A 15,905-nucleotide genomic window follows, 5' to 3' on the forward strand; every position below is an offset into this window, starting at 1 on the left:
TCCGCTCCTCTCCCAGCCGGGAAACTACAGCGGAAAACTCCAATTCTGAACGGTCCAGTTTTCAGGGATCAGATCAGCGTCAAGAACTTCCGTTTTCACGATACACGGCATACCGCCGCAACCCGTGTTCTTCGCAAGAGCAATCTGCGCGTCGTTCAAGAGCTCCTCGGGCACGAGGATATCAAGACAACGACAAAATATGCTCACGCGCTGAAGGAAGACGTGCGAGATGCGCTCGATGCCATCGCCCCCACAAAAAGCCCCACAAAGGAGAGAAAGAAGGCTGATAAGGCATTGAAAAGAATTGGAAAAGCCGGCTGAGGTTCTTCTTCCCCCAGTCAAGTGCGCTACCGGGCTGCGCTACACTCCGGACCGGTTGCTGTCTATCTGCATATGCCTTTGTCGGTCAACCGAAATTCGTGGCTGTGACCGAGTTCGTTGTGCATCTGCGCGAATGGCATGCTGATGGCGATATTCCAGTCCTATTCCGCCCCAGATCAGGCCGAGCAGGAGATAAAAATGCCGCCAGTGGTCGGTGTCGATGAAGGTGCCGAGCGCGATATGGCCGATGAGCACGACATAGGCGCATAGAACGTAGGGTTGCCATGGCCGGTCGCGGAACAGGATGCGGAAGCCGCTGGCGAGCGTCCAGCAGATCATGGTCAGCCATGAGACGAAGCCGAGCCAGCCGTAATCCATCAGTGCTTTCAGCCAGATGTCGTGCGTGTCCTCGCCATAGATCTGGCCGAAGACCAGCGGGCCGATGCCGAAGGGCTTTTCCAGCGCCAGCATGAAACCGATGCCGTAGCGGGCAAAGCGGCCGAGGCGGGCGCTGTCATAATCCTGGGCGAGTTGGGCGCGTGCGGTGAACAGTTCGGCAACACTTGGTATCTGCAGCGCGATCAACAAGGCCAGCGCCAGGAACAGAAATGCCGCAACGCTCATGACGACGATTCGCAGGCGAAAGCGGCCGCTCGAGCTTTGCAGGAACAGCGCGCCGGTGAGCAGGATTGCGGACGCTCCGAAAAGGCCCCAGGCGCCGCGCGAGAAAGAGAAGAAGATACCGCCGACGATGATCAGCAGCGGCACCGCGTAGATGAACATTTTCGCAGGACTGCCAGTCAGCAGACGGTGAAGCAGGTAGATGCCGGGCAAGGCGAGGAAGGGCCCGAAGACATTGGGGTCTTCGAAGGCGCCGGCGGCGCGCTCATATTTGGTGAACATGTCGGCGCCGGGGAAGGCGTGGAAATAGCCGAGAATGCCGAGAAGCGAGGTGACCACGGCTGCCGTGACATAGGCCAGGAAGATGACCCGGTAGAGACCGGGCTGCATTTCCGTGACGGCAGCGAAGAACACGGCCGTAAACGCGAGGAACAGCGACACGGCCAGATAGAGCGGCGTGTTCATCAGGTCCGACATCTGGCTCATGGAGATCATGCCGCCGATATTGAAGGTGACCAGCAGCACCAGCAGTGGCACGACGGAGCGTGATAGCCTGAGGCCGAACAACGCCCATATGGCGATCAGTCCCGCCATATAGAGTTCGTACGGGGCCGGTTCGTTGATGACGAAGCCCGACAGAAGCACGCCAAGGCCGACCGCGCCCGACGAGATCAGCGCGATCAGCTTGGCGTTGACCGCGGCCCGCGGCAGGTCATGGGTGATCGCGCTCAATAGGCGTTTTCCGTATTGAGCAGCCGCACAGGCGTCAGGCAAAGGATTTTCAGGTCCAGCCAGAGCGACCAGTTCTCTATATAGAACAGGTCATATTCGGTGCGCATCCTGATCTTCTCGTCGGTATCCATCTCGCCGCGCCAGCCGTTGATCTGCGCCCAGCCAGTGACGCCTGGCTTCACGCGATGGCGGGCGAAATAACCGTCGACGACTTCGTTGTAGAGAAGGTTGTGCGATTGGGCGGCGATGGCATGCGGGCGAGGGCCGATCAGCGACAGGCTGCCGAACAGCGAATTGAAGAATTGCGGCAACTCGTCGATCGAGGTCTTGCGGATGATGCGCCCGACGCGGGTGACCCGCGGATCGTTCTTGGTGACGCTCTTCTTCGCGGAAGGGTCCGACATGTCCGTGTACATCGAGCGGAACTTGTAGACTTCGACGACCTCGTTGTTGAAGCCGTGCCGTTTCTGCTTGAACAGCACCGGCCCCTTGCTGTCGAGCTTGATGGCGATTGCGGTTGCCAGCATCACCGGCGAGAAGACGATGATGCCGAACAGGCTGAAGATGATGTCGAAGGCGCGCTTGGCGACCGAATCCCAATCGTTGATGGGCTTGTCGAATATGTCGAGCATCGGCACCGAGCCGATGAACGAATAGGATCGCGGCCGGAACTGCAGCTGGTTGGAATGCGCCGACAGCCGGATATCCACCGGCAGCACCCAGAGCTTCTTCAAAAGCTGCAGCACGCGCGCTTCGGCGGTGATCGGCAGCGACACGATCAGCATGTCGATGCGGGCGATGCGCGCGAATTCGATCAGCTCGCTGACATTGCCGAGCTTGGGATAACCGGCGACGATGGGCGGCGAGCGCTTGTCGTCGCGATCATCGAAAATACCGCAGATGCGGATGTCGTTGTAAGGCTGCTGCTCGACCGAGCGAATGAGGGATTCTGCGGATTTGCCACCGCCGACGATGACAGCGCGGCGTTCCATCCGGCCGTTGCGCGCCCATTGCCGGATCACGCGCGAAAGGATCAGCCGTAAGCCGAAGATCAGCGCGAAACCGATGACGAACCAGGAGCCGAACAGGAGTCGCGAGAACCCTTCCGAAATCTTGAGAAAGAAGCCGGCAAGCGCCAGCAGCGCGAAGGTGGCCGACCACATCAGCAGGATGCGCCCGAAACTGGAGAGCGGACGCATCAGCGCGGAGATCTGGTACAGATCGTTGAACTCGAGGAGGATCACCATCAGCAGGGAAGCCGCGCCGATAATGACCGGATAGTGCCAGAACAGATGCGTGGTCAGCCCGACATGGAACGCGAAGAGCGCGAAGCCCGGCAGGAACAGAAGCATGAATTCAACGAGGCGCATGACGCCGCTGACCATGATCGGCGACATCGTATCGCGGCGATATTGCGAGGCGACCTGCAGCGCAACTTTGTTGAGCTTGACGGGCTGGCCTGAAGAGCCAGCGTCAACTTTCCGGCCCGCATTGATCGAAAAGCGGTGTGGAGGTTCAATCTCGTTCATGGTCAAGACCCGCAGATTACGGATCATATCTAACAGTCAGGGGCTAAGAAACCCTTGAGACTATCGGTCGCTTCAGACCATCCTTCGGCTCGGAAATCTTCCGGCCGAGGGCTGCGAAATAGGTTTTTTCGATCTGCGCGGCCATGACGTCGGCGCCGAACCTGGCTTTCAGCTCGACCGGTGTCGGCATGAGGGCGCGGTAAGCGTCGGGATCGAGAAGCGCTTCGCTCATCTTATCGGTCAGTTGGCTGGTCAAAGGATAGACGAGCGCCGGCGAGCCGATGCCGAAGATTTCGGGGATTCCGCCAACGGCAGTCGCGATCATCGGCATGCCCGCACCGAGTGCTTCGAGCACGATGTAGGGCATCGCCTCGGCGCGCGAGGGAACGACGATAAACCGCGCCAGTGAAAAGGCTTTTCGCGCCGGCATGGGCGGCAGGAAGCGCACCCGGTCGGCCAGATCGAGGCGCTTCACCTGTGCGTGGTAACGCGGCAAATCCTCGCCGTCGCCGACCATCACGGCGGTGACCTTGCGTCCGAGTTTTGCCTCGGTGGCGGCGAGCGCGTCAATGAAGAGGTCTGGGCCCTTCAGATCGCGCATCATGCCGATATAGAGGAAATCGGCGGCGTCTGCTGCAGCCGGGACGGGTTCGAATTCGGCGGCGCGAAGACCGTTGTAGACAAGCCCGTGCGGCGGGCGCGGCGTGCCGATCTTGCGGCGGAAGGTTCGCTGCTCATAATCCGAAACGAACAGCAGGTGATCGGTGAAACGCTCCATCAGGCGTTCGAGCCCGAAGAACATTTTTCCCGTCGTGGTCGTTTCGTCGTAGTGCAGGCTGCCGCCATGCGGCGAATAGAGGCGGGCGACGCGAGACCTTGAAACCCGCAACAGCGAGCCGAACATGCGGGCATAGACGCCACCCTTGGCGCCATGTCCGTGCAGGACGTCCGGCTGCAATTCCTTGATGATCCTGTATGTGCGCCAGGCGGCGGTCATATCGCCGGGGCCGATATGGCGCTGCATCGGCGTGCGCCATATGCCGAGCGCCAGCATGTCCTTCATACCGGAAAACAGGCGTTCCTCATAGTCGCCGCCGGTGGTCGAATCGCAGACGATGCCGACCTGGTGCCCGGCCGCTACCTGAGCCTCGGCGAGATCGCGGACATGACGGAAGATGCCGCCGACCGGCGAGCGGAAACAGTGAACGATACGAAGCCGTTCGCCCGCGCTCCTCTCGCTGCCATTTGCATGCTGATTCATGGTCTCTTCCGTAAGTCGAAACCAATCTTACGGACGATGGATTAAAAAAGACGTTCGCGAACGTAGATTGTGTCGCCGGGCAATAGAGGATCGGATGTGACGACCCTTCCGGTCATCACCTTGCCGTTGATATCGCGGGTGATATCGACATTCGCCTGGTTGGCGCGCGCCGAGAAGCCGCCGGCAATGGCGATAGCCTTCTGCACCGTCAGGCCCGGAACGTAGGAGTACTGGCCGGCAGCGCCCACTTCGCCCATGACGAAGATCGGACGGTAGCGATCGATTTCGACCGAAACATCCGGGTCGCGCAGAAAACCCTGCCGCAGCTTGGCGGCAAGCGCTGCCTCGACCTGCTGGGCGGTGTTGCCGCGCGCCGGTACCGCACCGACCAGCGGGAAGGCGATGTAGCCGGACTGATCAACGCTGTAGGTGTTGGTGAGGCCTTCCTGTTCGAACACCGTCACACGAATGCGGTCGCCGGCGCCGAGCCTGTAGGGTTGGTCAAGCGCTTCATGGAAGGCTGCCGGTGCCGGGCGATAGCTGGAGCAGCCGGCAAGCAAAGCCGCGACGAGCAGTGCGTGAAAGGCGGGGCGAAAGCTTTTCATGGCCGGACGGACACCTTTGGCTGAGCGCTGGACTCAAGTTCAGCGACTTCGATGTCGCTGTTATCATCCTGTTAGGGTTAATGCCCGGTAAAGCCCGCTGCTCTTTTGGGTCGATCCGACTACGTATAGTTGCATTAGGGTCGGCTCATTAACGCTCTATCAATCAAGGAAAACAGATTCTTTCCAGCATCTTAACCGATGGGTTACCATAGATGTTTACCATAAGAAGCATCCGATACTGGAGCAGGATGCATGTCAGGCGCTCAATCAACTGCCAACGATATCGATGTCGACCTTGGAAAGCTCTTCGCCTCGCTGGCGAGGAACTGGCTGCGCATCCTGCTGGTCGCGCTCGTCGTTACCGGAATTGCTTTCGTCCTCGCCTGGATGGCGACGCCGCACTACAAGGCCGAAACCCGCATCCTGATCGAAACCCGCGAATCCGTTTTTACCCGGCCGGATACGGGCAATGCAGAGGCTGACCGCCCGATTCTCGATGAGGAAGGGGTAACCAGTCAGGTCGAGGTGATCTCGTCGACTGATATCCTGAAGCAGGTATCGCAGAAGCTCGGCCTCTCGAAGCTGCCCGAGTTCGATCCTGCCGCCAATATGTCCTTGGCCACCCGTTTGCTGGTGATTGCGGGGCTGAAAAGCGATCCGCATGAAATTCCTGCCGACGAGCGCGTGCTGAAGGCATTCCGCGAGAAGCTGAAGGTTTATCGCGTTGAAAAGTCACGCGTTATCGTCATCGAATTCTCGTCCGAAGACCCGCGGCTCGCAGCCGAGGTGCCGAACGCCGTTGCCGATGCCTATCTGTCGGTGAGCCGGGATGCCAAGCTGCTCTCGAATTCCGACGCCACCGACTGGCTGGCGCCAGAGATTGCCGACCTCAGCAAGCGCGTCAAGGAAGCCGAGTCGCGCGTTGCCGATTATCGCGGCAAGTCGGATCTGCTGATCGGACAGAACAACGCGGTCCTGTCGACGCAGCAGCTTTCTGAATTGTCTTCCGAATTGTCGCGGGTGCGCGCCAGCCGTGCGGCATCCGAGGCCAACGCCGAAAGCATGCGCAAGGTGCTGCAAGGCGGCGGTTCGGTCGATGCGTTGCCGGGCGTCCTGTCGTCGCCGCTGATACAGCGGCTGCGAGAGCGCCAGGTGCAGCTCAAGGCCGATATCGCTGACCTGTCGACGACATTGCTGGGGAATCACCCGCGCGTTCGCGCGCTTAATTCGCAGCTTGCTGACCTTGACCGTCAAATCCGCATCGAAGCCCAGAACGTGCTGAAAAGCATCGTGACGGAGGCGCAGACCGCGCAGATGCGCGAGAGCCAGATCGTCGCCGATCTCAACACTTTGAAGGCCGCTTCCGCGCGCTCCGGCGAGCAGGAGGTCGAACTGCGCGCTTTGGAGCGGGAGGCGACTTCGCAGCGGCAACTGCTCGAATCCTACATGACCCGCTATCGCGAGGCCGCATCGCGCAAGGACCGCAACTATCTGCCGGCCGATGCCCGCATCTTCTCCCGCGCAGTCGTTCCGGCGGAGCCATACTTCCCGAAGATCGTGCCGATCGTGGGGGCTGCCTTCGTCGCCTCGCTGCTGATCATGGCTGTGGTGACGCTTCTGCAGGAATTGTTCTCCGGCCGTGCAATGCGCCCGGCGCCCGGCGCGCATTTCGAGCCGGTCGAGCAGGTGGCGATGCCCGTCGTTCAAGCCGACGTGAGTGAGGAGCCTGCCGTGAAGGAATATGATCAAGCCGCGCCAATCGTTTCTTCCAAAGCGGAGCCGGAGGCCGAGGACGATCACGGCGAACTCTCAAGGCCTGAGCGCATGCTGGGTGAGATCGGCATCGAGCGTGCTGCCGAAAAGCTGATTGCCGGCGGCGCCATGCGAGCGATCTTCGTGTCGCCCGAGGGTGACGAAGCTGCGGCGACCTCGGTGATGGTTGCCCGCGAGGTCTCGGATGCCGGATTGCGGGTGCTGCTTCTCGATCTTACCGCGTCGGGCGCCGCTTCACGTCCGATGCTCGACAGCGGCCACTATCCCGGCATAACCAATCTTCTGTCGGCGCAGGCGCAGTTCACCGATGTCATCCATGCCGACCATTATTCCGATTGCCACGTCATTCCGGTTGGCACCGCCGATCCGGTTCGCGCCATGCGCGCCGCCGACCGCCTGCCGATCATCCTGGAATCGCTGACCACCGCGTATGATATCGTCGTGGTCGAATGCGGCCCGATCGATGCCGACGGCATCCGCCGGCTTGTCGGCGAGGGCACAGAAATCTTCATCAGCATGCTGGAACCGGACGAGGACGTGCTGTCGGCAGCCGACAACCTCCGCGAGGGCGGTTACCACGGTTTTATCCTGGTTACGCCGGCTGGCTATGAATTGCCGACGTCGCCGGTGCCTGGAAGGAACGTGGCCTAGGGGCGCGTTCAACCTGATTGGCGGGTGCCCCGCAGATTCGTGCCCGAGCCTTCGCTCTACGTTGCCCCCCTCTGGCCTGCCGGCCATCTCCCCCACAGGTGGGGAGATCAGCCTTCACCAGGGCTTTCGCCAACCTTCAACATCTCAGGATGTGCGGGACGAGCGACACAGCTAATCTCCCCACCCGTGGGGGAGATGGCCGGCAGGCCAGAGGGGGGCGCGAAGGAATGCGAACGGTCCCTTTGCGGTGTAATCAATCGTCGGCCGGCGTCGCCGATCCACCCGCAGCCCGTTTGCGCAGTGCCTTCGCGATCTTCCAGATAAACGGGCTGTTCTTTACAAACGCCTTGAGGCGCGCGGTCGCTCGCGTGCCGGCTGCGAACATCCGCCCCTTGGCCGTGAGTGGCAGAACGATGTCGACATGGCGCGTTTCGATATCGCACCAGAGCCGCTTGTACGGCTCGTCGCCGACGCTGAAATCGTAGATGTCGAAACCGTCGGCGCAGGCGGCGTTTATATTGTCATAGAACAGGAACTCGCCGGGGCTGCTGGCCGCAAGTTCATCGTCGGAGATCGCGCCGAACTCGCAGATGAGGCGTTTGCCGCACTGACTGGTGCCGGTGACCGCGCGCAACACGCCGCCGACTTCGAGCGCTTCCAGCGTGAAGATTGGCTGGTCGGCATTTACGCTCCCTGCAAACAGGGCATGGAAAAACGCCTGCAGTTCGGGCTCTTCGAAAACATTGGCGATGCCCATCTTGCGAAAGCGCTCCACCTTCATCGCAAGGAATGCGTCGAACAGGCGTCGCGTTTCATCGCTGGTTTGCGCGACGAGACGCCGATAACCGCCGGCTGCCTCGAATTTCCGCGTCTGCGCCCGGTGCTTCTTGCGCTTTCGCTTGGCGCTTGTGCGCTCCAGAACGGCGTCGAACCCGCCACCGAGGTCGACACTGAGCGCGATATTCGGGGTCGGGGCATGGGGAAGGGCGAGCAGTGGATTGGCTGTGCCATCGAGGTCGGTGGCGACGCGCTGGAGCACGAGGGCATCGATGTCCGGACGCGCCTTGCCGATAGCCTGCGTCAGGCCGATGATGTCCGCCTCGCTTGCCGATTGAAGCCATTTCGGCAGGGCCGGCGCGAAATTGCCGTTGGCATGCGTGCCTCCCATGAAGCGGGCGACGCGAAACGGCCCGACCTTGACGACTTCCAGCGCCAGCGCGAAAACCGCCTGTTCATTGCTGGTGATCGTGGCGATCAGGCTGTCGGGACGTATCTGCCTGACCCAGTTTTCGACCCAGAGCGCGCTCTGGGCGGGCGCGAAGACGCCGTTTGAACAAAGCCGCACATAGGAGGAAAGTGCTTCGGGTGTGGCCGTCGAAATCCGCGCATGCGTTGCACTAGCTTCCAGCCGAGCTGAAGCATGATCTTGCGCGGACGGTTCGATTCCAAATGACGCGGTGGCGTCAACCATACCTCAATCCTTCGCGGCTAATGCTGGTCGCCTGTCTTGCCGTGGGAAGGCCCCATTCAACGGATTGTAACGCCAAAAGGTGAATTAATGATCGACGGGGGCGATACGTTGCGAAGGCTGGTGCTGAACGCGGTCGGATATTCCGGCCTGGCGCCGCTCGCCCGTCCGCTGGTCGGTGGTATCGGCGCGATCCTGATGCTGCATCGGGTCACCGCCAACCTTGAAAGGCCGGACGGCGCCAACCGCCATCTCAACATAGCGCCGGCCTTTCTGGACGCGGTGATAACCGACATGAAGGCCGGCGGAACCGAATTCGTGACGATGGACGAGGCGCTGGAGCGCGTGAAGCGTGGCGGCAAAAGCGGCCAGTTCGCCACGCTCACCGCCGATGACGGCTACCGTGACAATCTCACCGAGGCGCTGCCCGTGCTCGAAAGGCACGGTGTGCCGATCACCATCTACATCGCGCCCGCCTTGATCGATGGCACCGTGGATTTGTGGTGGGAGGTGATCGACGATATCGTCAACGCCCGCGACATGCTGTTCCTGAACACCGCCGAGGGCCGCGTGATGATCGATTGCTCGTCGCCGGCCAAGCGGGCCGAGGCCAATGCGCGGCTTCAGGAGTATCTGACCATCGACGTGCGCGAGGAGGACCAGCGTGCCGCATTGCACGAACTGGCGCGTTCGTGTGGCGTCGATCCGACCGCGTCGGGCAGGAAGACGCTGATGAATTGGGACGAGGTGAGGGCGGCTGCCACACACCCGCTGGTGACGATCGGCGCGCATACGGTGCATCACTACAGCCTCAAGCGGTTGAGCGAGGAGACCGCTCGGCGCGAGATCGTTGATGCCGGGCGCATTCTCGAATCCGAGCTTGGCGAGAAACCGCGCCACATGGCGTATCCCTATGGCTATCCGAGCGCTGTCGGTGAACGGGAAGTCGCTCTTGCCAGGGCTGCCGGCTATGCCTCCGCAGTCACGACGCGTCATGGCGTGCTGCGGGCCGATCACGCCGGACATCTGCATGCGCTGCCGCGCATCTCGATCAATGGCCGCTACCAGCACGTTTCTTATATCCGCACGATGCTGTCGGGCATCACCACGCCCTTGGCGAATGCCGGCAAGATGCTGGTTACAGTGTAAGGATCAGGGCTTCGGCCTCGGCTCGATAATGAGCCATTTGATGATGCCCATCGCCGGCACCACCCAAAGAATGCCGGTGAACAGGAAGAAGGCCAGATGCACCAGCGGGCCGGATTCCGACAGCTGCGCCACTGCGACCGTCGTCGCGACCAGTGCATAGACGATGACCAGCACGATAAGCAGCACGGTTCCGATCAGTTTTTTCAGGCGAGTGGGCATGGTTCTTCCTTCGCCGCCGTCCTAAAACTTCTCAGGTCGCTGCGCAAGCCGAGAGCTGGCGCGACGGCGTGTCGCGTGCATGATAGCCTTGTAAGAGCTGTCCCGATGGTCCACCAATCGCCGCGTTTCTAACGGTTTGGAATTGAGAGCCATGGCCGCAATCGCCAACGCTGCACCGCTTGCCTCGCATGACAAGGAACAGCGCAACCGCGCCTTCGTGCGTGGTTGGCTCTATGTCGTGCTCGTCGTGCTGTTTGCGCTGGTGATGGTCGGCGGCGCCACGCGAATGACTGGCTCCGGCCTCTCGATCACCGAATGGAAGCCGATCCACGGCGTCATCCCGCCGCTCAACCAGGCCGAATGGCAGGAAGAGTTCGAAAAATACCAGCAGATCCCGCAGTATGAGCAGATCAACAAGGGCATGAGCCTGGACGAGTTCAAGGGGATATTCTGGTGGGAATGGGCGCATCGTTTGCTCGCCCGCGGCGTCGGTTTCCTTGTCGCCATTCCGCTTGCCTTGTTCTGGCTGTCGGGCCGTCTCGAGCGCGGGCTGAAGCCGCGTCTCGTCGGGCTTCTGGCGCTGGGCGGCCTGCAGGGCGCGATCGGCTGGTGGATGGTCGCCTCCGGCCTTTCCGAGCGGGTATCCGTCAGCCAGTACCGGCTGGCGACGCATCTGACGCTGGCCTGCATCATCATCATGGCTACGGCCTATATCGCGCGCGGGGTGGCGACCTATTCGGAGGCCCCGGCAAATCGTGGCGTCCAGCGCTTCGCCGGCATCATGGTTCTGCTGGTGCTGATCCAGATTTATCTCGGCGGCCTTGTCGCCGGCCTGCATGCCGGCCTAACCTACAACACGTGGCCGCTGATGGATGGTGCGGTCATTCCGGGCGACCTCTTCATCATCGATCCTGCGTGGCGCAACCTGTTCGAGAACCCCAAGACGGTGCAGTTCGTGCACCGCATGTTCGCTTATTCGGTGCTGGTCGTTGCCGTCTGGCATGCCTTCGCGACGATGCGGGCGCTGCCGGACACGACGCATGCCCGCCGCGCCTGGGTGCTGGTGGCGCTTATCCTGGGACAGGCGGCTATCGGCGTCGGAACGCTGCTGGCGCAGGCCCACATCCATTGGGCGCTGCTGCATCAGGGCTTTGCCATGATCGTGCTGATCTTCGCGACCGCCCATTGGCGCGGGGCGAAGGGTGCTTATCCCTTGCCGACAGAAATAGCCGTCAGAAGCTAGAACGCACCGCACGAACCGCCGCTACGACGGCAAGCTCGCTCGTCTCTTCGGCTTCGTTCTCGTCCTCGGCGTGCCAGGATGAGGACAGGCAGCCCCATGCAATGGCATGGTCGAGGATGGCGCGCGGGTCCTGTCCAAGCAAGCGGGCGAAAACCTCCGCCATATAGGCGATACGCTCCGCGTCCAGCGAGAGATCATGACGATGGAGCGGGTTGTAGAAGAAGTTCGCCGCGTCGAAGCCGGGGTCGCCGAGAATGCCTTTCGGGTCGATCACCAGCCAGCCGCGCTTTCCGTGCAGGATATTGTCATGATGCAGGTCGCCATGCAGGACGCGCAGATCATGCGGGTCCGACAGCAGGCGCTCGGCAATCTCCGCCGCTTCCCGGTAAGGGCTGTCCGTTCCCGCGTCGCGATCGGCGTTGGCCTTCTTGAACAGGCTGGCGAAACGCTCTCTTAGCGGCTGCAGTTCGGCCGGAGGAGGGGTGTCGGATGCTGAAAACAGTTCAGTCATCACGCCGACCGCAATATCGGTCGCGTGCCGGTCGCCATGCTCGTTCAGCTCGTCGGTGAGCAGGCGGTCGCCAGCATATTCGAGCAACATGTTATGCCCCTCGAAGCCAAGCAGCCGAACCGCTCCGGCACCGTCTCGCCACGACAGATAATGCGCGCCGCGCAGTTCGTCGGCGACGTCATCGAACGGCTTGAGCGCCTTGACGATTGCCGGATCGCCGTTTTCCAGCCGCACCTTCCAGATGCGACTCGAAAATGTTTCGTCAATGAGGATAGGGTCGCTGACTTTCCAGCGACCTGGAAAGTCAGGCTGGTCCATTCAGTGCTTCAGCCCGAGCATCAGATCCATGTTCTGGACGGCAGCACCCGAGGCGCCCTTGCCCAGATTGTCGAGCAGCGCCACCAGATTGACCTGGCCCTGGCCGTCGGTGCCAAAGACATAGAGCTTCATCAGGTCGGTGTCGTTGAGCTCTGTCGGATCGAGGCGGGCGAGCTTGGCGCTTTCGGCAAGCGGCACGACCTCAACGACGTCCTGACCGGCATAATGCGCTGCAAGCGCCGCATGGATGCCACCGAGCGTCACCGCACCGTTGAGGTCGGCCAGATGCAGCGGCACCTGAACGATCATGCCCTGTGCGAAGCGGCCGACGGAGGGCGCAAAGATCGGCTTGCGGTCGAGCAGGCCGTGCTGCTTCATCTCGGGAACGTGCTTGTGCGCCAGGGTCAGGCCGTAGAGGAAATGCGGCGAGGCGATGTGCTCCGGGTTTGCCGGGTCTTCCATCTGCGCGATCATCTGCTTGCCGCCGCCGGTGTAGCCCGAGACGGCGTTGACGCTCACCGGGTAGTCGGCAGGCAGGATGCCGGCTGCAACCAGCGGGCGGATCAGCGAGATCGCGCCGGTGGGATAGCAGCCGGGATTGGCGACGAGCCGTGCCTTGGCGATCAGCGCACGCTGCGCGCCGTCCATTTCGGCAAAGCCATAGGCCCAGTCGGGATGAATGCGGTGCGCAGTCGATGTGTCGATGATGCGCGTCGAGTTCTTGCCTTCCAGGATCGCGACGGCCTCGCGCGAAGCGTCATCCGGCAGGCAGAGAATGGCAAGGTCGGCCGACTTCAGGAAATCGGTGCGCATGTCCTTGTTGCGCCGCTCGGCTTCCGGGATCGACAGGACATCGAGATCGGATCGTTCGGCAAGGCGCGTGCGGATCTGGAGGCCCGTCGTGCCGTGTTCACCGTCGATAAAGATTTTCGGTTTCATGTCCTGTCGTCCATTAAACTTTGCAATTCCAAGGAGATGAAGCCGAAACCGGATTCATCTCCTCAATTTGGTCAGCTCGCCTTCAAGGCGTTTTCGCGAGCCTTTCGCTCGGCCAGCAGGCCGAGATACTGCATTGCCACCGTAGCGCCGGCAATCGCGGTAATATCGGCATGGTCGTAGGCCGGTGCAACCTCTACGACATCCGCACCGACAATGTCGATCTGCGTCATCTGGCGCAGCACCGAAAATATCTTGGCCGTCGAGGGTCCGCCTGCCACCGGCGTGCCGGTGCCGGGCGCATAGGCCGGGTCGAGGCAATCGATGTCGAAGGTGACATAGGTCTTCTTGCCACCGGTGCGCTCGGCAATCGCATAGGCGATGTCGGAGGCGCGCATGTCTTCGACTTCATAGCCGTAGATGATCTTGATGCCGAAATCGTCGGGCGCGTGGGTGCGGATACCGATCTGGATCGAGCGGTCCGGGTCGATGATGCCCTCGCGTACGGCGCGGGCCACGAACGAGCCGTGGTCGATGCGCTTGCCGTCATCGTCCCAGGTGTCCTGATGGGCGTCGAACTGCACCATGGCCAGCGGGCCGTGAATGGCCGCATGCGCCTTCAGCAGAGGCCAGGTGACGAAGTGATCGCCGCCCAGCGACAGCAGGAACGCGCCGGATTTCAGGATCTTCGCCGCTTCGCGCTCGATCGCGCCCGGCGTTTTCTGGTGGTTGCCGGTGTCGAGCAGGCAGTCGCCATAGTCGACGACGCCAAGATTCTCGAACAGGTCGAGATGAAACGGATATTGGGGATCACAGTCGAAGATCGCCGAAGCGCGGCGGATCGCCTGCGGGCCAAAGCGTGCGCCGGAACGGTTGGTAACGGCGGCATCGAACGGAATGCCCCAGACGACGGCATCGGCGCCCTTTACGTTCTTGGTGTAGCGGCGGCGCATGAAAGACAGTGCACCGGCATAGGTCGGATCGCCCGAGCGACCGGTGTTCTTGTTGGCCGTGAAAGCATGGTCAATGGATTTTGCAGGCATCACGATTTCCTAAAACTTGTCTTGTGACGGGCTGATGAAGCGGCGCGGAAATTGCACGGCTTCGGTGGGGAAATGAATTCGCCCCGGCTCTATATCACCGGGACAGGAGGCGGACCATCTTGACGCAGACGGCATTCCTCGATGGGTGCTCCTTCATTGATCGTGCCGCGAATGCGGCCTTTGGCGACCGCCGCCGAATGGTTCGAAATGCTCGTTCCTGGCGGGGTTTCTGCGCTCTCCTGGTCGCGCTTTCTCATTTTCCAGCGACGGGATTCGTTTCGCAGAGCGCCTTCATCGGCTCATCTTTCCCGTTTGTCGACTTTTTTTTCGTTCTCCGGCGTGGGCTGCCGGTCCGGCGGGTTGCGAAAATGTAGCCGGCGGCGTTCACCGCGCTGTCACGCGCTGTCTTTATGTCCTCGCCACATCAAACCGGCGAGGAAACGATTCTCATGCGGATGATGTGGCTGGGTGCGGCTGTGGCCGCTTTCCTGATGCAAGGCTCGACGTCCGTGTCGGCCCAGAACGCGCGGATCGACCAGATCATCGATCGCTTCGAGCATGCCAACCAGTGGCGCGACCATGTCATGATCGTCGCGCATCGCGCCGGCTGGAAGGCCGGCGGGAAAATCACCCGCCCCGAAAACTCAATTGCCTCGATCCGCCACTCGATCGACCTCGGCGTCGAGATGGTCGAGTTCGATGTCCAGAAGACGCAGGACGGTGAACTCGTCGTGCTGCATGACAGCTGGCTCGACCGCACCACCACCTGCAAGGGCGAACTGGTCAAGCATACACTCTCCGACTTGAAGGGCTGCCGGCTGATCGTTGAAGGCACCGGCGAAGTGACCGATGAAGGGGTCCCGACGCTGCGCGACATGCTTGCCGCAGCCAAGGGCCGGATCATGGTCAATATCGACAATAAGCTCGGTGTTGACGCTCTGCCGGAAATGGTCTCAGTCGCTCGCGATCTCGGTATCGAGCGGCAGGTGGTGATCAAGCAGAACCTCTGGAACGCCGACAAGATCGCCGAGATGAAGGCAGTCATGGCGAGGGTGGGCGAGGGCGTTCATTTCATGCCGATCATTGCCGACGATGCCGTCAGGGACGCTCGCTTCATCGAGACAGCCACGAAGGCTTTTTCGGCGGATGCGGTCGAAATGGTGGTCTGGCGCAGCCAAGGCCAAGGCATGATAGCCGATGGCGGGCCGCTGTTCGGTTCGCGTGCCCGAGCGGTTGCGGCTCGAGGCGACTGGCATCTCTGGGTCAACACCTATCCGATCGTGAACCGGGAAAGCGGCCTGCTGGCCGGCGGTCGCGGCGATGAGCTCGCGACATTCGCGAGCCTGCCGGAGGAAACCTATGGTTTCTGGGCGGAGCAGGGCGCGACGATCATCCAGACGGACGAGCCAGAAGCGGCGATCGATTGGCTGACAGCCAATGGCTATCGCACGCCCTATGATCTGACGAATTGACGTCGAGCACGACAGTCGTACGAGCCGGCTCGAAAGTCATCGCATTGGCGTTG

14 protein-coding genes are annotated in these 15,905 nt (G+C 61.5%); 5 read left to right on the plus strand and 9 right to left on the minus strand.

What is annotated here, in order from left to right:
* Nucleotides 1-321 (plus strand): tyrosine-type recombinase/integrase (locus tag WBQ96_RS22435; RefSeq protein WP_336552526.1); only part of this gene is annotated, 321 nt, incomplete at its 5' end.
* Between the two features lie 39 nt (nt 322-360).
* On the opposite strand, the gene WBQ96_RS22440 is transcribed toward WBQ96_RS22435, so the two are convergent.
* The 4 genes from WBQ96_RS22440 to WBQ96_RS22455 are packed head-to-tail and all read right to left on the minus strand — an operon-like array spanning nt 361 to nt 5,069.
* Nucleotides 361-1,674, minus strand: a complete 1,314-nt coding sequence (locus tag WBQ96_RS22440; protein WP_336552527.1) for an O-antigen ligase family protein — start codon at nt 1,672-1,674, stop codon at nt 361-363.
* Nucleotides 1,671-3,203 carry an undecaprenyl-phosphate glucose phosphotransferase gene (locus tag WBQ96_RS22445; protein ID WP_336552528.1) on the minus strand — a complete coding sequence of 511 codons (1,533 nt, stop codon included), beginning with the start codon at nt 3,201-3,203 and terminating at the stop codon, nt 1,671-1,673. The genes WBQ96_RS22440 and WBQ96_RS22445 overlap by 4 nt, the downstream gene beginning before the upstream one ends.
* Before the next feature lie 43 nt (nt 3,204-3,246).
* Nucleotides 3,247-4,464 (minus strand): glycosyltransferase family 4 protein, encoded by a 1,218-nt coding sequence (locus tag WBQ96_RS22450; protein WP_119818294.1) that lies wholly within the window; start codon nt 4,462-4,464, stop codon nt 3,247-3,249.
* A gap of 41 nt (nt 4,465-4,505) precedes the next feature.
* Complete coding sequence (locus WBQ96_RS22455) at nt 4,506-5,069, minus strand: polysaccharide biosynthesis/export family protein (RefSeq protein ID WP_091916658.1); 564 nt, start codon at nt 5,067-5,069, stop codon at nt 4,506-4,508.
* Between the two features lie 252 nt (nt 5,070-5,321).
* Here WBQ96_RS22455 and WBQ96_RS22460 point away from each other — a divergent pair, with 252 nt between their 5' ends.
* Nucleotides 5,322-7,493 (plus strand): GumC family protein, encoded by a 2,172-nt coding sequence (locus WBQ96_RS22460; protein WP_336552529.1) that lies wholly within the window; start codon nt 5,322-5,324, stop codon nt 7,491-7,493.
* Between the two features lie 253 nt (nt 7,494-7,746).
* Here the strand turns inward: WBQ96_RS22460 and WBQ96_RS22465 are convergent, their stop codons facing one another.
* On the minus strand, nt 7,747-8,964 hold the full coding sequence (locus WBQ96_RS22465; protein ID WP_336552530.1) for a GNAT family N-acetyltransferase: 1,218 nt from the start codon (nt 8,962-8,964) through the stop codon (nt 7,747-7,749).
* A gap of 87 nt (nt 8,965-9,051) precedes the next feature.
* Here WBQ96_RS22465 and WBQ96_RS22470 point away from each other — a divergent pair, with 87 nt between their 5' ends.
* Nucleotides 9,052-10,110 carry a polysaccharide deacetylase family protein gene (locus WBQ96_RS22470; RefSeq protein WP_336552531.1) on the plus strand — a complete coding sequence of 353 codons (1,059 nt, stop codon included), beginning with the start codon at nt 9,052-9,054 and terminating at the stop codon, nt 10,108-10,110.
* 3 nt (nt 10,111-10,113) lie between these two features.
* Here the strand turns inward: WBQ96_RS22470 and WBQ96_RS22475 are convergent, their stop codons facing one another.
* Nucleotides 10,114-10,329: a DUF2842 domain-containing protein gene (locus WBQ96_RS22475; RefSeq protein ID WP_336552532.1), complete on the minus strand. Its 216-nt coding sequence runs from the start codon at nt 10,327-10,329 to the stop codon at nt 10,114-10,116.
* A gap of 151 nt (nt 10,330-10,480) precedes the next feature.
* Between WBQ96_RS22475 and WBQ96_RS22480 the strand changes: the two genes are divergently transcribed.
* Nucleotides 10,481-11,572, plus strand: a complete 1,092-nt coding sequence (locus tag WBQ96_RS22480) for a COX15/CtaA family protein (RefSeq protein ID WP_336552533.1) — start codon at nt 10,481-10,483, stop codon at nt 11,570-11,572.
* Here the strand turns inward: WBQ96_RS22480 and WBQ96_RS22485 are convergent.
* The 3 genes from WBQ96_RS22485 to speB all read right to left on the minus strand — a co-directional run bounded on the left by WBQ96_RS22485 (nt 11,562) and on the right by speB (nt 14,380).
* The gene (locus WBQ96_RS22485) at nt 11,562-12,401 is read right to left on the minus strand and encodes an aminoglycoside phosphotransferase family protein (protein ID WP_336552534.1); all 840 of its coding nucleotides are present in this window, start codon (nt 12,399-12,401) and stop codon (nt 11,562-11,564) included. The genes WBQ96_RS22480 and WBQ96_RS22485 overlap by 11 nt on opposite strands.
* Complete coding sequence (argC, locus tag WBQ96_RS22490) at nt 12,402-13,340, minus strand: N-acetyl-gamma-glutamyl-phosphate reductase (RefSeq protein ID WP_336552535.1); 939 nt, start codon at nt 13,338-13,340, stop codon at nt 12,402-12,404.
* A 71-nt stretch (nt 13,341-13,411) separates the two neighbouring features.
* Complete coding sequence (speB, locus tag WBQ96_RS22495) at nt 13,412-14,380, minus strand: agmatinase (protein WP_165114333.1); 969 nt, start codon at nt 14,378-14,380, stop codon at nt 13,412-13,414.
* Between the two features lie 449 nt (nt 14,381-14,829).
* On the opposite strand from speB, the gene WBQ96_RS22500 reads away from it, so the two are divergent.
* The gene (locus tag WBQ96_RS22500; RefSeq protein ID WP_165114331.1) at nt 14,830-15,852 is read left to right on the plus strand and encodes a glycerophosphodiester phosphodiesterase family protein; all 1,023 of its coding nucleotides are present in this window, start codon (nt 14,830-14,832) and stop codon (nt 15,850-15,852) included.
* Nucleotides 15,853-15,905: the final 53 nt, after the last annotated feature.

It is taken from the genome of Mesorhizobium sp. CCNWLY176, from assembly GCF_037153935.1.
GTDB lineage: Bacteria > Pseudomonadota > Alphaproteobacteria > Rhizobiales > Rhizobiaceae > Mesorhizobium_M > Mesorhizobium_M zhangyense.